7 protein-coding genes and 2 pseudogenes are annotated in these 16,168 nt (G+C 68.7%); 2 read left to right on the forward strand and 7 right to left on the reverse strand.

Annotation, left to right across the window (positions count from 1 at the left end):
- Positions 1-29 precede the first annotated feature (29 nt).
- Positions 30-1,444: pseudogene (locus ACIO9K_RS02940) on the reverse strand (NF041680 family putative transposase).
- Positions 1,445-2,271: 827 nt separating this feature from the next.
- Here ACIO9K_RS02940 and ACIO9K_RS02945 point away from each other — a divergent pair.
- Together ACIO9K_RS02945 and xerC are read left to right on the forward strand one after the other, a co-directional pair.
- Positions 2,272-2,487, forward strand: a pseudogene (locus tag ACIO9K_RS02945) (Arm DNA-binding domain-containing protein); the annotation flags it as partial.
- Positions 2,488-2,490: 3 nt separating this feature from the next.
- The gene (gene xerC / locus ACIO9K_RS02950; RefSeq protein WP_400326663.1) at positions 2,491-3,525 is read left to right on the forward strand and encodes a tyrosine recombinase XerC; all 1,035 of its coding nucleotides are present in this window, start codon (positions 2,491-2,493) and stop codon (positions 3,523-3,525) included.
- Positions 3,526-3,726: 201 nt separating this feature from the next.
- On the opposite strand, the gene ACIO9K_RS02955 is transcribed toward xerC, so the two are convergent.
- The 6 genes from ACIO9K_RS02955 to ACIO9K_RS02980 all read right to left on the reverse strand — a co-directional run bounded on the left by ACIO9K_RS02955 (position 3,727) and on the right by ACIO9K_RS02980 (position 15,731).
- Positions 3,727-4,821, reverse strand: coding sequence for a three-Cys-motif partner protein TcmP (locus tag ACIO9K_RS02955; RefSeq protein ID WP_400326487.1), 1,095 nt, complete (start codon positions 4,819-4,821; stop codon positions 3,727-3,729).
- A 90-nt stretch (positions 4,822-4,911) separates the two neighbouring features.
- Positions 4,912-5,667: a DUF5131 family protein gene (locus ACIO9K_RS02960; RefSeq protein ID WP_400326490.1), complete on the reverse strand. Its 756-nt coding sequence runs from the start codon at positions 5,665-5,667 to the stop codon at positions 4,912-4,914.
- A gap of 656 nt (positions 5,668-6,323) precedes the next feature.
- A complete protein-coding gene (locus tag ACIO9K_RS02965) occupies positions 6,324-9,107 on the reverse strand; it encodes an RNaseH domain-containing protein (protein WP_400326493.1) in 2,784 nt (927 codons plus the stop codon).
- Entirely contained in the window at positions 9,101-12,451 is a 3,351-nt protein-coding gene (locus tag ACIO9K_RS02970; protein WP_400326496.1) for a hypothetical protein, read from the reverse strand. Before ACIO9K_RS02970 ends, ACIO9K_RS02965 begins: the two co-directional genes overlap by 7 nt.
- Entirely contained in the window at positions 12,448-13,611 is a 1,164-nt protein-coding gene (locus ACIO9K_RS02975) for a hypothetical protein (protein WP_400326499.1), read from the reverse strand. Before ACIO9K_RS02975 ends, ACIO9K_RS02970 begins: the two co-directional genes overlap by 4 nt.
- A gap of 671 nt (positions 13,612-14,282) precedes the next feature.
- Positions 14,283-15,731: a hypothetical protein gene (locus ACIO9K_RS02980; protein WP_400326502.1), complete on the reverse strand. Its 1,449-nt coding sequence runs from the start codon at positions 15,729-15,731 to the stop codon at positions 14,283-14,285.
- Positions 15,732-16,168: the final 437 nt, after the last annotated feature.

Genomic DNA, 16,168 nt, shown 5'->3' on the forward strand with positions numbered 1-16,168 from the left:
CGGCGTTCGGGCTCTCGCCTGTCTGTTCGTTAGTGGTTGCTGACCAGGGCGAGTCCGACGTCGTAGATGGGGGCTCGGCGCCGGTTGGGCCGGCCGGGTGGACGCCCGGCACTGGGGCGGGAGGGTCTTGCAACGGCTGCTGGGCAGGGCAGGGTTGTGCGGAGGTTGCGGAACCCGCGTCGGACCCGGTCTGGGGTGAGGCGTTGGGCGGGCTGAGGCCGTTCCCAGGGGCCGCGAAGGTCGATGGCCAGGGTTCTGGCGAGGCGGAGCTGGGTGTGGGCGGCCAGGACCAGGTGGGTCCAGCGGTCGGCCGCGGCGGGTTCGCGAGGCGGGGACGGATCCAGCCCAGGGTTTGCTTGAGGAAGCGGAAAGTGTGCTCCAGGGTCGAAGCGCCGCAGGAACGCGTGCCAGGCGGTGTCGGTGTCCGTGTCGCAGGGTGTGGGGTCGGAATACCACAGCCAGACCGGCTTCGGGGTGCCGCCGGAGGGCAGGTGGTCGACGTCGAGGCGGATCAGGGTCCGTCCGACGATGGGGGGTTGGCCGCCGTGGTCGTCCCAGGCGGAGCGTCGCCAGATGCGCGGGTGCAGGCGGTGCCATGCTCGGATGCGGGCGGTGCCGTAGCGTCGGGTGGTGTGCTCGGCCTCGGTGTTGGGGTCGTACCAGGTGGCGGTGTCGGATAGGGCGAACCGGGCGCCGTGGCGCGGTGGTTGACCGCCCTTGAGGTCTACCCGGTGGTCGGCGGGGACGGGCTGGAAGAAGACGCGGTCCGAGCGTAGGCGCACCACGATCTGGACGGGCAGATCCCGCAGGAGGTAGGCCAGGGGCGGGCCGTCGTAGCCGGCGTCCGCCACGATCAGCACCGGAGGGTCGCTGATCTTCCAGTGCCCGGCGCTGAAGATGCCGCGCAGGACCTCTCGCAGTTGGTCGGCGGTGACGGCCGCAGTGTCCGCGCCGGGTTCCAGCCGCTTGGCGTCCAGCAGGGCCATCCACGAGGTCGAGCCCGACTCCAGGGCTGCGACGAAGGAGTAGGGCCAGCCCGGCACCATATCGTGCGTATTCTCGCGCCGGCCGTAGGTGTGGCAGAAGGAACGGCCGTCGCTGGTGTTGGCGTCCGGCCGCAGCCAGGCGGACACGTCGACGGCGAGCACGATCGTCCGCCAGGGCCGCGGGGCACGCTTCGGGCCGCGATCCCGGACCGAAGACGATCAGCGTCGAGGTCTCCCCGGTTCAAGGCGGCGTAGAGGGAAGCGCGCGAGCGCCGGTGCTCCGGTGCCAGGGCCAGCTCGACTAGGGCGCGGACCGGACCATCGGCGTACAGCAAGGCATCCGAGAGCTCAAACAGTGTGTCCGCCCGGCGGGGCATCGCGGCGTACAAGTCCATTCGAAAGGAGGACAGTTCCGAGATTGCCCGCCGGCGAACGGCTTCAGGGACCACAATCGACACCGACGACCTCCGGCTCTGCTGTGCGACTCGACATCACACAGCGTGAGATGGAGGTCGTCGCCTTGTCCGGCAAATCCCCATGTGGGTGACCAGCTCGAACAACCTCAAGTCGATCACCGGAGGTAAAACGACAAGCTTAGACCCTGGCAAGATCGCAAAAGGGAAACGGAGCGGCCGCCCGCCACCTGTCGCCCCATCAACAAAAAGGCCGCTGGCCTGGGATTCCTCCCGGCCAACGACCTTCCGACATCACTGTCGGGACGACAGGATTTGAACCTGCGACCCCTTGACCCCCAGTCAAGGGGTTCAACTATTGTCGGCAGCCGAGGCCTTGAGGTCTCGGCTTTTTTGTTGCTCAACTACCTTGAGGTGAAAGTGAGTTGGAGGATTTCGGCGAGGGCAGTGCGGCGCGGAGCTGACAGTGGCTCACTGTTTACTTCGTGCACAAGTGTCCGTTTTCGCCAATCAGCGTTCATGGGCGTTCATCGGGTGTGGTCCCAAAGTGGTCCCAGGGCCAGCGACCCGGCCGTAGCTACTGCCGGTGACCGAGATCTGTCGGCCCTTCAGCAGGCACCGCCGTCCGCGCCCTGCAGCCGCTGTGTCGACGGCGCTGGTCGGCTCGCTGGTCCAGCTCCTGCTGGCGGATCATGGTCGCTTACCCACTGGGTACGGATGGTGATCTTCCGGGCGGTGTGTCGTCTTGAGCGTGTCTTCGCCGTGTGGTTCTGAATGTTTCGCGCTCCGCCCCGCGCGCCCTGCCGCCACACCCGACACAGCAGCCACTCTTGTCCCAGAGGCACCACCCAGTCCGAGAGAAGGGGAAGCTCATGGGACAGCGTGCGCAGCGGGGTCGGGTGTACCGGCGGTGTGGTTGTTCGGACGGATCGGGGAAGCAGTTGGGGCCGTGGTGTCCGCGGCTGGCCGGGGATCTGAAGCACGGGAAGTGGACGTACTGCGTCGACCTTGCCCCGGAGGACGGGAATCGGAAGACCCGCCGGCGTGGCGGGTTCGCCACCCGCGCCGAGGCGGCCCGGGAGATGAAGGCGGTGCTGAACGATGAGCTGCGGGGCGTCTACGAGGACCGGCGTACGACGGTGGCGAGCTTCCTGCGGGAGTGGCTAGCGGCGAAGAAGGAGGTGCTCGCGCCGAACACCTACGCCGGGTACGAGGACTGCGTCGAGCGGGATCTCATCCCCGCCTTCGGCCAGTGCCGGCTGCCCGATCTCCGGCCGAAGCACGTCGGCGCCTGGGTGGCCGCGCAGCGCAAGGTCGGCCGCGGGCGGGTCACGGTCTACCGGGTGGTCTCGACGCTGCGCAACGCGCTGAACCACGCGGTGCGCACGTGGCGGCTGCGCTACAACCCTGCCAAGCACAGTGTTCCGCCCAAGCCCCGCGCGGCGGAACGCACCTGCTGGACCCCGGACGAGGCCGCGGCGTTCCTGCGCCACAACGCGGAGCACTACGCCGACCGTCTGGGCGACTTGTTCGAGGTCATGCTCGGCACCGGCATGCGCCGCGGCGAGATCCTGGCCCTGCACTGGTCGGACGTGCACCTCATGGACCACAAGCTCTACGTGCGCTGGACCCTCGCGGCCGTCAACAACAACGGCCTCCTCTTCCGCGAGCCCAAGACCGAGGCCAGCCGCGCCTGGATCAGCCTCTCCCCCAGAGCCATGGCCGCCCTTCACCGCCAGGCCGCGATCCAGATGGCTGCCCACCCCGAAGGGCGCCTGGAGGGCCTCGTCTTCGCCAACCCGGACGGCTCGCCGCTTCGCCCGCAGTGGGTCCTCGACCAGCTCCGCAAGCGCGCCGCCGAACTCGACCTCCCCAGGATCGGGCTGCACGACCTGCGCCACACCGCTGCCAGCATCATGATCGCCGAGAACGTCCCCGTCGCCGTCGTCTCCAAGACCCTGCGCCACTCCACCCTCGCCATCACCATCAACCTCTACGGCCACCTCCTCAAGGACTCCGCCGACGAAGCCGTCACAGCGCTCGCCTCCGCGCTCGACCGGGCGGACGCCGAGGTGGCCGACCAGCCCGCTTCATCGGTCGACCACCACTTTCGCAAGGCGGCGTGAGCGGGCAGGTGTCAGGCCCTCGTACCCGGCCGCTGATCGGCCGGGTACGAGGGCCTGGTCTCCGTGGCCCTTGCTTTGGTCGCGCGGCGACGTAGCTCGTGCGGCAGCGAGGCGAGGCGCCGCCAGGCACTGGGATCGCCCTGGGGGCTTCACAGCGTCGGCACCCGCTTGGGGGGCAAAGCTTGCCGCTTCCTCGATGCGTCAGAACAACGCGCCTTGGCGCAAGGCGCTGACGGTACTGGTGCCGGTGATCCGACCCGGGGAGACGTTGATCTCCTCCTGGTCACGCATCCGATTGAGGAGCGGTATAACCTGGGTCGGGCGGTAGACGGTCTCCAGGAGGGCGAACTTCTTGAGCTGGTCGACGCTGCGGGCTGTCGCCACGGTGCTCAGGTGGTCGAGCAGGATGCGGCGCAGCGGTCCGGTGTCCGGTTCGAGTTCGAGGTCGAGGGCCTGCTGGTTGGGGTCCTTGGGGTCGCGGTAGCGGACGCCGGAGGTGGTGTCGACGACCCACATGGCCTCTTTCATCTTCTCCACGCCTCGTTCGTGGCGGGTGCCGAAGATCAGGTAGAGGAGGTGGCCCGCTTCGTCGATCATCTCGAAGACGAGGGTGTGCTGGAAGCCGGCGCGTCCGAGGGATTCGCGGTAGCGGTCGCGCAGGTAGGCGGCTTTCCGGGAGGACGGCTGCTGGAAGACGCCGTGCCACTGGGTGCCGCCGAAGAAGGCGTCCCCGGCTGAGCGGTGGCGCTCGGCCTTCTCGGAGAACCGTACGAGGAAGGCGGGTTGGAAGGTGACCATCACCTCGCTGCGCCGTTGGGTGGCGATCCGTTGCAGCAGGGGGAAGGGGACGTCCGGGCCGCCGAAGCCGTCGAGGAGGACGAACATGGGGTGGTGGAGACTGCCGGTGCGGTCCAGTTGTTGCAGCAGGTCGGGGTGGCACTGGCCCTGGGCGATGTGTACGTCGAGCCGGTCGCCTCGGACGCCGGACGAGTCGACGGCTGCCGCGATGCGGTGTTCCAGCTCGGTCTTGCGCCGGCTGTCCTCCTCGACCAGCACCATCTTCACCCTCTGGGGGCTGCGCCGAAGCGCTCGGGAGAAGACCTGGTGGGCGATGACGGGTGAGCCTGGCTCGCCGTCCCGGTAGATGCCGGGGCCTGCGAACCCTTCGGCGTAGGTGACGACTTCGTTGTGGCTGAGCATGATCGGTGCCCAGGCTTGGAGGTAGCGCCGCAGCAGGGCGTGCTTGGCTGCGGTGTGCGGATCGCGTGGCCAGATGACGTCCTTCGGTGCCGCCATGTGTCTCCCCGGTACGGTGAGCCGTCGCTGCCGGTGGCAGGATCACACAATCGTCACGGTGCGACCAGGGGGTGTGCACGGCGCACTGGGTCAGGAGACGGAGATCGGGTCTCGTGCGGGCATCTCGTCCCAGGTCCGGCCGTTGAGGTCGCGGCCGCGGGCCTTAGGGTTGCGACCGCCCCACTGTTTGAAGAAGAACGGCACGCCGGCCGTCTGGCAGGCGTCGCGGATTCCGGTGACCCATGCGGGGTCCATCGGACGGTGGTGAGGGCCGGACTCGCCGCCGGCGATCACCCATCCGATGCCGTCGAGCTCCAGGCCCGGCAGCGGTCCGAGCAGCGGCTCCAGCGAGAGGAACCGGACCGCGGCCGGGACGGCTCGCAAGTCGTCGAGGCGACCGAACTGACTCTCGTCCTCGACCGACACCCCCATCCAGAGGTTGTCCGGCCACTCCAGCCGGTCGGCGACCCGGCGCAGCCGAAGGGATCGCTTCGTCAGTACCTGGTAGGTGTGCTGGGGGGTGTCGGCGATGACCTGGAACACGTCCCGGACGAATGGCAGCGGCACCCGGGCGTGGAAGAGGTCGCTCATGGAGTTCACGAACACGACCCGGGGGCTGTGCCAGCGCCTCGGGATGTCGAGGGTGTCCGGGTGCAGCGCAAGTCCGAAGCCGGGGCCGGACGTTCGCGAGTCACCGTCCGTCTGGTATTTGGCGGCGCCCATCGCCTTCAGGCGCTTGGCCAGGGTCAGGGCGTAGCAGTTGTCGCAGCCGGCGGAGACGCGGTCGCAGCCGGTGGTCGGATTCCAGGTCGCTTCCGTCCACTCGATAGCGCTTCGATCGCTCACTGCCGCTCCTCGCCACCGGGCCGGGCCTCGCGCCGGCCGCCACCTGGCGGACGCCGCCAATCCCCTACCTTCCTCCGCGGACACTGCTGGTGTCGAACCCGCTGGCCAGAGCCGTTCTGCTGCCTGGCACAGGCCACCGGGCCGGGGTTGCGGGCGTCACGCTGGCCCTCTGCGGCCACCTCCTCAAGGATTCTGCCGACGAAGCCGTCACAGCGCTCGCCTCCGTCCTCGACCGGGCGGACGCCCACGTGGCGAGCCCGGCCGACCCCGCGACTGGTCCCGGCCTCGGACATGCGGCGTGAGCCATTCGGCTCCCTCGCATCAGGCCCTCGTGCCCGGCCGAGGATCGGCGAGATTCGAGTCGCCGGAGCGAGCCTCCTCGGCCGCGCCCTACGCCGGGTCCGGCTGGAGGAGTTCGAGCGAGTCCTGTGCTGCCCAGTCCGGCAGGGTGACCGCCGCTGAGACCGCCAGCCGGGCATCACGCCGCAGGGATTCCTCTCGAAGATGGCCACAGTGAGCCAGGCGAATATGTCGTCGTCGAGCGTGTCGGGGCAGCAGGCGGCTGTTGTCCGCGAGCCTCTCGGCGTCGGGGAAACGATCGAGGCAGCCCCCGGCAGGATGCCGTTATCCGCCGCGCGGGCAACGGCAAGGCCACGTCAGCTGTCTTGTTGCTCCTCCGAGCCCGGGTTCTCTTCGGCGAGTGTGGCTCCGCGGTACTCGGCATGGTTCCGGTCCACGCTACCGGCGATGTGGAGGGCGACCGGGTGGCGGGTGCGGGAGTCCCAGGCCAGGGACTGGTGGCACAGCGCGGCCGTCAGGGCCGCCAGGGTTTCTGGAACGTAGGGTCCGGCAGCGGGAACCGTGATCTGGATGGCGGTGAAGCTGCTCCAGTCCTTGGCCAGCAGTTGTGCTTTCAGCGCTTCGGGGATGGTGAAACGGGTGTGCTGGCTTCCGTTGGTGCCGGTCTGCCCGAAACCGTTGTAGGTGCGTGATGCCTGGGCGAGGTACCAACTGGTGACTCCGGCGGTAGTGGTGCGCCGGTACAGCCATTCGTCGGGGGCAGCGGGTTTGTGCGGATCCGGGCGTCGCCTGCCGACACGGTCGACGGGGGTGGGGACTTCGCCGTACGAGGTGTTGATGCAGACGTCCGCTGCCGCGCGGCCGTCCTCGCGGAGGCTGTCGCCGGGGAGCGGGCCGGTGCCGAGGCGGGCGTTCTGGAGACCGGGCCAGATGGTTCGGCAGGCTTCGGCGTCGGTGAAGATCACGACGGGGGCCACGCCCGGCAGGACGCGCAGCGCGGAGCGGATCTCCTCGCGGACGAGCTGGGCGCCGTCCTCGTGCCTGGCGTGACCGGCTACGCCGATCGGACCGGATCCGAAGGTGGATTCCGCCTCGGCGATCGGGAGCCAGGCGTGCTGGCGACGGCTGTACATCTCCAATCGCCACGGCACGGTGGGGTCGGGGTGGGTGTGGAGGGCGGTCAGCACCTCGACCATCTGGGTCTGGTCGGCGGAGCCGATGGTGCGGGTGCTGGTTCGCTGCTGCCGAAGGTGCAGCCCGACGAGCACAGCGGGGTGGTCCAGCGGTACTGCATCCGCCAGTCTCCGGTCGACTGCCCCGAGTCGGAGCAGCAGGTCGCGGAGTCCGTTGACTGCAGGGAAGTCCAGGCGGGGGCCTCGTGAATGGCCAGACTTGTCCGCTTCGGTCCGGTCCGAGTCCGCCGTCTCGGTTTCTGGGGTTTCGGTGGCGAGCCCGGGTACGAAGTCGAGGAGTTCCGGTTCGGCGGCGGGCACCGTGGTGGCGGTTTCCCCGGGAACTTCCTCCTTGGCCTTGGGGGGTTCCTTGAACGCGATGAACTGGGAGACCATCCCGCGCTGGTGGAAGTGCCGACGCAGGTCCCGCTTGGGGTCGTAGTCCGCGCCGCGGTCCCGGCGGCTGCTCTTCTTGGGATTCCACACGGTCTCGACCCACACTCCGTTGAGGGCGGGGCCAGGAAGAGCGTCGAGGAAGGCGAGTTCACGGTTCCAATCGGGGCGACTGGTGGCGACCAGGGCCGGCAGTCGTCGGAACCACACGCTGGTGCACGCGGTGAGTTTGCAGTCGCTCTCGTCCTCCCAGTCGTCCACGAGGTCGGGGGAGTCCGTGTAGGGGACGAGGGCGTCGATCATGCGTCGGCGGGTGTGTTCGTGGTCGTAGAGGGCGACGATGCGGATGTGGTCGTGTCCGGTGCCTGCGAGGGCGTGGTCGAGGTCCTCGCGCTGGACCGGGCCCTTGGCATTGCGGGCGACCTGGTGTTCCGTCCGGACGTACGGCACCTGCCGCAGGCCGAGCTTGGCGCCCAGGACGGTGTCGATGTGGCGGGCGAGAGCGAGGTTGAAGCGGGTGCCGGTGCCCTTGCCGAGCGGATGTTCGGTCGGCCCCGGGATCAGTACGCGGACAGGTCGGTTCTTGTGGCTCAGTCCCTTGTTGTCGCACAGGGTGACGGGTTTCAAGTCGCAATTCCCGACGACCCGGGCGGCGAAACCGCGGATGTACGGCTCCCAGCCCTCTTCCGTGCGGCGATGGCCCACGGGGACCCGGAGGATGGTCTTGGTGCCGCGGTGGACGAACGCGGTCCGAGTGCCCGCCCAGTGGGTGGCGAGACGGCTGAACGTGGGCAGGACGTGGACGGTGATGAGGGGCTCGCCCGGCAGTGTGATGACGCGGAAGTCGAGTTTGTGCATGGCCACGCCCTCGGTCTGGCGCCGGCCGGCGGTGTTGGTCAGTAGGTGGTTCCAGCCGAGCAGGCTGCCGTTGGTGTCCATCAGCCACGTCAACTGCGGCTGTTTGACTGGCTGGTCGCCCTCGGCACCAACCGGCGGCTCGGGCTGCTGGCCGCACGGTTCGCCTGCCGGACCGCCCTCCTCGGGTGGTGCTGCGGGAGAGGGACGGTGTGGGAGCGGAAGGGGCAGGGGGTGGCGTGCGAGCTCGGCAGCGATGTTCCAGGCGGCGACGCGGAAGAACCACTGAGGTGCTCGGGGTCGGCCTGTGGCGGCATGGTCGATGAAGGAGGTCAGGTTCGCCCGGGTCGGTGTGCACTGGTCGAGCAGCGGCGCCAGGGTGTTGGCATCGTCGTCCTTGCGGATGTGGCGTTCCCAGGCACGGACGGCACGGCTCAGGAGCCGAGGTTCGATGATCTTGGTGGTGGCGAGCATCGTCGGGGTGCGGGTCTCGTCGTCCGGCTTGCCGAGGGTGTCGGGCATGATGACGACCGGTTGGTTGGTCACGGCGGACAGCGCGGTGGCCAGCGAGGCGTACGCCGGACGGACGGGCTTAGCGCCCTCGTGGTCGCGGTAGCTGGGCAGCAGGCTCCAGGCCTGGGCGAAGTCCTCGCTGAGCGCGTACAGCACGACCTTGCCCAGCTTCTTCGGATCCATGGTGAAGGCGAGGGTGTTCAGCATTCGGTGTCCAGGTTCGATCGGCGGCGGTGCTGCTGATCGGCGAAGGTGAAGAACCCCTCCAGCGCCGCACGGTTGGTGTTGACGACGGTGTCGAATTCCCCGCTGGCGATCCACTTGCTGCGAAGCGCACGCAGGATGGACGGCAGGTCGGAGTTCCCGCTGGTGTCGATGAAGGCCGCGTCGACCAGGCGGAGCCTGCCCGGTGTGCCGCCGCGACGGGCACGTCCCACGAGTTGGGTGAGGGAGGCGACGAGTTCCGCGGCGACCGCGATCTTGGCACGGGACGGGAGCGCCCGGAAGTACCGCTCACTGGCCAGGAGTTCGTTGAAGTAACCACTCGCGGTCTGCTCTGCGCCCTCCAGCGCCTTCCACGGGAGGTCGTGCGGCCGGTGCTCGTCGAAGGTCCGGGCGCCGATGTGGGCGAGCAGTTCGCTGGGTTCGTCGACGATGGACATAGGCCGGACGGCAAGCCAGATGGCCCCGACGCGGGACCGACGCTCACCCGGGGACAGGATGTTCAGACTTCGCTCGGCCCGTTGCAGCGGGGCGACAAGGATCCGGGCGCCCGCCATCGCGCCGAAGTCCTCCAGGCGGTCGGCGGGGATCTCGGTCCACGGACGGTACGGCCCCTCAGCGTCGGCAACGCGCTCGGGGTCGGGACGGACGGCTACGACGACGAGGCCGGGCGGGGCGCCCGCCGAGGTGAGGCCGTCGGCGAGGTCCAGGCAGCTGATGTAGGAGGTGGTCGCGAGCAGGATGGCGTCCTGGATCCCGACCGGATTGCCCGCGGAGGCGAGTTGATCGAGCTCCCGCTTCAGTTCGCTCCACAGTTTGGCGCCGAGCTCGTGGGTCGCTTCACGCCGTTTCGTGCCCGAGAGCCCGGAAATCCGCAGGAGTTCTTCCGACCCGATCCCCGGGACAGGCCTGAGGTCGACTTCGATCGGTTCGCCGTCGTCGGGGACGACGTAGGTGGGCCTGGTGTGGACGTAATGACGGTGCGCGCCGGGTACGTAGGCGGTGGCGGACAGCCCGAGCACGATCCGGCGGTGGCCGGAGTGCGCCAGCGCCGTGTTCTGCCCGAGGTCGAGGAGGTACCGGTGCGGGTCCCCACCGAAGGCCACGGCACTCAACCTGGTGTCCTGCGGGGCGAGCGGGTTGACGTCCTCGGTGAAGGCGAAGACCTGACGGCCGAGCGGACCGTGCGGGACGGCGCGCCAATGGTCGTAACCGCCCAGGGCGGAGGCGATCTCCTCTGCAGCCGCCACGCCGGCCAGCTTGAGCTGGGGCGCGTCGTAGACGAAACGGTGCAGCAGGTCGCGGAGCGGGACGAGGAACATCCGCCGGACGAGGCGGTCGACCACGTCGAGCCGGGTCTTCGGTGCGGGCACCCAGGTCCTCAGCAGGCCGTCGAGGCGGTCCCTGGCGTGGTCGAGGGAGCCCGCCTCGTGCTGCTTGCTGGTGACACTGCGGAGGATCCCAGCGAAGCTCTGCAGGTGGTCGGGCAACAGGTGGGTGTCGATGGCGGGATCCCACACCGTCTCCAGGGTGAAGGTGTGACTGATGCCAGTCCGGACGGGTTCTGCGGCGCCGATCTGTTGGGGATCGTTGTCGAGGAACGGGGCGAGCTTCGCCGCGAGCCAGGAGTCCCACTTGGTCGGCACGATCCACCGGCGGGCGGCGTCACCGCGTCGTCGGCGGTTCGGACGGGACGCAGTTCCTTCGGAGAGGCGGTCAGTCTGTCCCAGGTCACCGCGGGCGAGGTGCATGGTGTAGGTCTCGGCGAGCGCGCGGCTCTCCGAGACGTTCTTTCGGGCCCGTTCCTCCAGTGCCGCGGGCAGCCGGTGGAAGGCTGCGACGAGTTGGTTGTCCAGCTCGATCAGCGGTCGGTCGTGCGGCCGGTCGCCCCAGGCCAGCACCAGGTTCCGGCCGTTGCGCTCGAACACGGTGGACTGGAAGGCGTCGAGTTCGTCGATGAGGACGATCTGACAGCGCCGGAGCACGAACTCCTCGACGGAGACGTGCTCGCTCACGAGGCCGTCCTCCGACTCCAGCGGAATGTGGACGTTGCCCGCGTGCAGGTTGGAGTGGGTGGTGACGAGGACGCTCGCGGTAGTGGCCGCGCGCGTCAGGCGGAACTTGCCGCACTTGTGCCGGAAGGGGCACACCTTGGGCTCGGGCATCGTGCGGTACTCGTTCTGGCGCGGCGGCCGTACCGGTGCGAGTCTGCGGCAAGGTTCCCCGCCGGGGGTCCAGGCGTCCACTTCGTCGTCGACCGCCGCCAGGACCGGGAGCTGGCAGGAGTAGCCGAGCCGTTCGAACACCCAGTCCACGTACGCGGTGTCCGTGGAGTTGCGAATGGTGCGCTCCAACTCGCGCACCAGCCCGTCGGGTGACATCAGCGGTACGACCACCTGTTCCGGTGTCGACCGGGACCCCTTGAGAAGGTCGGCCGCAACCAGTTCCTCCTCGATCTGCCGGGTCAGTTTCAGCACGTCCGCGTTGGTGCTGACGACCAGTGCAAGAGTGTGGCCCTGCTGGACGGCCCAGGCCGCGATGCCGGCCATCATGACGCTCTTTCCGGACCCGGTCGGCGCGCTGAAGACCTGGATGTCCCCCGCCCGTAGAACCAGCTCCTCCCCCACCGCCCGGCCGCTCCGGTCCCGCATCCGGGAGAAGAACGGACCCAGTGCTCCCTCTCGGTAGGCCGAGCCGGTTTCCTTGTCGAGGGTACGGTTCAGGGCGAGGAAGCCCTGAATGTCGAGAGCGACGTGGGGGAGATCGGGAGACGTCCGTAGGACGGCTGCGGGCGGGCGGTGCGCGGGGACGTGTTCGGCCAGGAAGGTGTAGGTGGCCAGCGCCGGCGTGGTGAGTCCACCGGCCATCGGCACCTGCAGGTTGTGGGTGTGCTCGCCGACCTTGGCGATGGGCTGGGGGCGGAACGCCTCCTCGGCGACACGGTCGAGTTCGTCCAACAGCCGATCGGCGAACTCCCGCGGTGCAACACCGTGGTGGAACCGGACGTGCCGCCCATCGGGTTCGAGGCGCATACCGGGCACCCTGTCCTGGGCGAACTGGTCAGCAACGCGGTCCTGGAAGACCGCCTTGTCCGCGAGGGCGTTGTGCCGGTGCCGCAGTAGCCGTGCCAGGCGCCGCTGGTCATCGAAAGGCAGTTCCCGGTATCCGGGCCAGAGGTCGTACTTTCCGCTGAGCAGGAAATGGGCCGCGTCGACGCTGCCGCCGTCTGGCGGTGGGAAATGGGCCAGTGAGCAGGCCAGGGCACAGGCGATGAGCCGGGGCAGCCCGCGCTCCTCGCGCTCAGTCCGCTGAGAAGAGGGGTCGGTCATTTCGTCTGTCGCCTCGCTCGAGCCAACTGCTTGCTGATCTCTTTGTTCACGTCCTCGACGAGCCAGACGGTGTATCCGGGCAGAAGTTTCTGCAGCTCCGCTTTCTGCCCGGGACCGCGGTGATCGGGCAGCACGATGGTGTTGGCGGCGAGTGGTTTCTGACGAACCTTCTCGGCCAGGGCCGTAGCGCTCGCCACATCCTTGAGGTCGATCGACAAAGTCCAGCCCAGGGACTCGACGGCGAATTCCAGGTCGTAGATGTCCAGCCCGGGCCACAGCGTGACGTCCAACAGCGGCTTGCCGTGCCAGCGGCGGTACAGCGCGAGCTCCTCGACACCTGGTACGACGATGAACCGCCATACCGCGAAGTCGACGCATACCGTGCGGTCCGGCCCCTGTTGCCGTCGTTCGCGCGCTCCTGGGGGCCGTGGCACCTGGGAGTCTCTGCGGAGCAATTGGGGACGGCCACCCGTGAGTGGTTCGGAACGCACTGTGTAGTGAGCCTGGTGGTACAGGTAGGTGCACCGCACCCGGTGGCCGTCCACCCGCATTGGCCACCGGCATTTCGGGCAGGCCCACCACCAACGCCCGCCGTACACGCGGTCGGCCGGCAAATCGACGTACAGGACAGGTGGGTCGATGCCGGTCTCCGCACACAAGTCGAGGATCTCCCCTGCACCGCCGGCCGGATTTTCGACAACGAACCGGCGACGGGCCCGGTACGAGTGTTCGTTGGCTCCTTCTCGGATCCCCGCGAACGCCTCGTTCTCCACGCCCTCTTGGCGCATCCAAGCCCAACTCGGCAGCCAGCCACGGCCCCTGTCGCCCTTCTGCAGGAGTTCCATGACGGACGTGCACCCGTCGGACCAGACGTCGTCACTGAGCTCGTCCCACTCCAGGACGGTCAACTGTCCCAGCGGATCACCGTCGAAGACATCCGGTGCCAGCTTTCCCAGAGGGCAGGAAAGCGACCTGACGAATTCAGCCGGCGTCAGGATTTCCTGCTGGGGGCACAGGGCGTTGACCACCCCGGCCATGCTCATGATTTCCCGCCAGGCACGTGGTTCGCGATGCCGAACCGTCCATGCGTAACCTGCGCGGATGGCTGCGGAGAGGATTTTCATCCTCTGCTGGCCCAAGGCAGCGTCGTACACCGCCACATCCCTCCATCACACTTTACCGAGTGTCCTTGACAGAGCGCACTGATGTGCTGGGGAGGATCATGTACGAATTTCGACGACGCCGCGCAGGAGCGGGTAGGTGAAAGCCTCACCAGCGAGTCGGCTGAAATGCCACTTGACCTGCGCAGATGTCGCACAAGAGGGATCGGCCCACATGACCGAAGTTCATCTTTTCGGGTGATCATGGTCGTGTCGCCAGATCCTGGAGTCTTTCGGTGAAGCCGACGCCCGGGGCCTTTCGGAACGGACCGGCAGGAGGAGCGCTGACGGAGCCTGGTGTGCAGCGCTAGCGTGCCGACCGGCCGCCTGCTCGACGAGCCCCGAGCAGGCGATCAACTTGGCTTCCAAGCAGCAGAGTTAGCTTGCGAGCGCTGCTCGCGTGGTTCATGCGGGCGGACGGGGGCCCAGCTGTGATAACGGCCAGAGACGTCCGCATGTGTCCACAAGCGGCCAAACCGGCTGATCCCAAAACGGTCCCAAGGCCCAGCGCGAGGCTCGGACGCCGCTCCACCGCCCTGCGCCGCCACGCCGGGAAGGGGCCGAGCATCGTATCGAAACCGGGAAGTCCCTGACAGCTCCTCCGCCCGCCGCTGGCAGCGGGCGGAGATACTTGCGCACCTCGGCCCGCCGCCCTATTCGGACCCGGCCATTCAGCGCCGGAATCCGCGATGGGGGTCGCGTACCTTGACGTTCCCGAACGGCTCGAACCATGCCTGCGCGCGCAGGTCGCCCACCCCCAGCTGGCGGTTGGCGTCGCCATCGGGGTCCTCGATGCCGTCGAAGCGGGCGCTGTAGAGCATGAGGACGTCGGTGTCCTGGAAGAACATGTCCGTGCAGGCGTCGAAGTCGTAGTCGTCGCGGTGGACCGGCAGGGTGCTGTGCTCGGTGTCGTCGGGGTCGCCCTCGATCTCGTCGGCGCTGTCGCCGGCGTCGGCGATGGCGAGGTGCAGGGCGAGTTCCTCGGCTGTGCAGGTCGGCCGCGGCCAGCGGCCGTGTACGAGGTCGTCGGCGAGGTCGTCGGCGGCTCGGGCGAAGCGGCGGCGCCACTGGAGGTCGGTGGCGAAGGTCAGTTTCGGCAGGCGCGGGAACACGCCCCAGTTGCCTTCGTGCTCATCCGGTACGAGGCGTCCGTCGCCGAGTTCCTCCGCGTCCTCGTACGCCTCGTCGGCCAGGAGTGACAGGGCGGTGTGGAGGATGTCGGCCGTGCGGGGGGTCAGCTGCCACAGGCAGCGCTCGTCCTCGCACTCCGGGTCCTCGCAGTGTGGGGTCTCCACGGCGAAGAGCGTGGCGAAGTCGGGGAGTTCCTTGCCGGGGCCGCTCTCGGCGGGCTGCTCGGTCTTGGCGTCTTGTCGGCCGGGGCCGAAGTCCGCTACGACGGGTTCCGTGCTCCAGGCGGCTACTTCGTCGCCGTTGCTCCGCTGGAGCAGCGAGCCCTGGCTGTGGTCGGTGAGGCTGTCCGCCCCGTCGACGTCGGCGGGCGGCTCTGCAAGCCACATGACCGCGCCGACCACGTCGTGCGGGTCACCGTCATCGAGCTGGTAGGCGGGCATCGGCTCCCAGCCCTGCTCGCCGGCCGCGTCCAGCAGGGCCTGCCAGTCGCGGACGTGGAACTCGCGGAGCGTGGTGATTCGAACGACGTGGCCCGGCAGGTCACGAAGCCGCAGCTCGCCTGGTGCGGGGCCGTCGGGTTCCGAGGCTTCGTCGTTGTCGCCGCCGTCCTCGCTGCCGGTGCCGTCGTGCTGGCCCGGCTCCTCGACCTCGGCCTCTTCGGGCCAGGTGATGTGTGTTCCGGCGATGGCCGGCCAGGTGCTGGCGGCTATGTGGGCCACGGCCTGTCGGAGCGAGGACGCCGGGGCGTCCGGCAACTGCCCGCACAGGCCGTCGATGGACTCTGCAGGCAGAGCGCCGGGCGCCCGGCGCAGGCTCCGGCGCAACAGTTCGGCTGCGCGGTGGGCGAGTTGGGGGTCGCGGCAGGTGAGGACGGCCTGGAGCGAGTCGGGGCCGTCGTCGTGGGAGAGGAGTGCGAGGACGCGGCTCTTGCTGGGGGTGTGTTCGCAGTGGAAGTCGCGGGGTGCGGCGTTGAGATGGTGCTCGGGCATGCGGGGAACTCCGGTGCGGTGGAAGGCGTGTCCCGACACGGGCACGCGAAGGAGAGTGGAGTTCCGCTGGTGGGCACGCTGCTGACGCGCCTCCGGACGGTGGAAAAGTGCATCGGCCGAGGCTGGTTCCGCCGATGCCGTCAGCGGTCCGGACCTGATCCTGTCCGACACCGTACCCGAGTCACCGAGGAGCTGTCCCCAGTGAAGCCGTGACAGTCCTGCCCCTCGTCTGGTCGCTCGTTCCCGGATTGTCCGACCGATGGAGCAGGATGGGCTTTGACGAGTCACCGGGGAGAGGGAAGCAGGGAATGGCCACCGAAAAGACCAGGCTGCCTGTGGAGTTCCTGGCCACTGTCGCGGCCGGTGCCGAGCCCGGGTCCGCGGCGGCCCGGATGGCAGCCGAACAGACTCGCGGCGTCGCCGACAGCCAGCAGGGC

This window comes from Kitasatospora sp. NPDC087271 (assembly GCF_044744605.1).
Classification (GTDB): domain Bacteria; phylum Actinomycetota; class Actinomycetes; order Streptomycetales; family Streptomycetaceae; genus Kitasatospora.

Excerpts from the sequence above, each read along its gene's own strand:
- ACIO9K_RS02980 (WP_400326502.1), bottom strand. The coding sequence starts at position 15,731 with ATGCCCGAGCACCATCTCAACGCCGCACCCCGCGACTTCCACTGCGAA.
- ACIO9K_RS02965 (WP_400326493.1), bottom strand. The coding sequence starts at position 9,107 with ATGCTGAACACCCTCGCCTTCACCATGGATCCGAAGAAGCTGGGCAAG.
- ACIO9K_RS02955 (WP_400326487.1), bottom strand. The coding sequence starts at position 4,821 with ATGGCGGCACCGAAGGACGTCATCTGGCCACGCGATCCGCACACCGCA.
- ACIO9K_RS02970 (WP_400326496.1), bottom strand. The coding sequence starts at position 12,451 with ATGACCGACCCCTCTTCTCAGCGGACTGAGCGCGAGGAGCGCGGGCTG.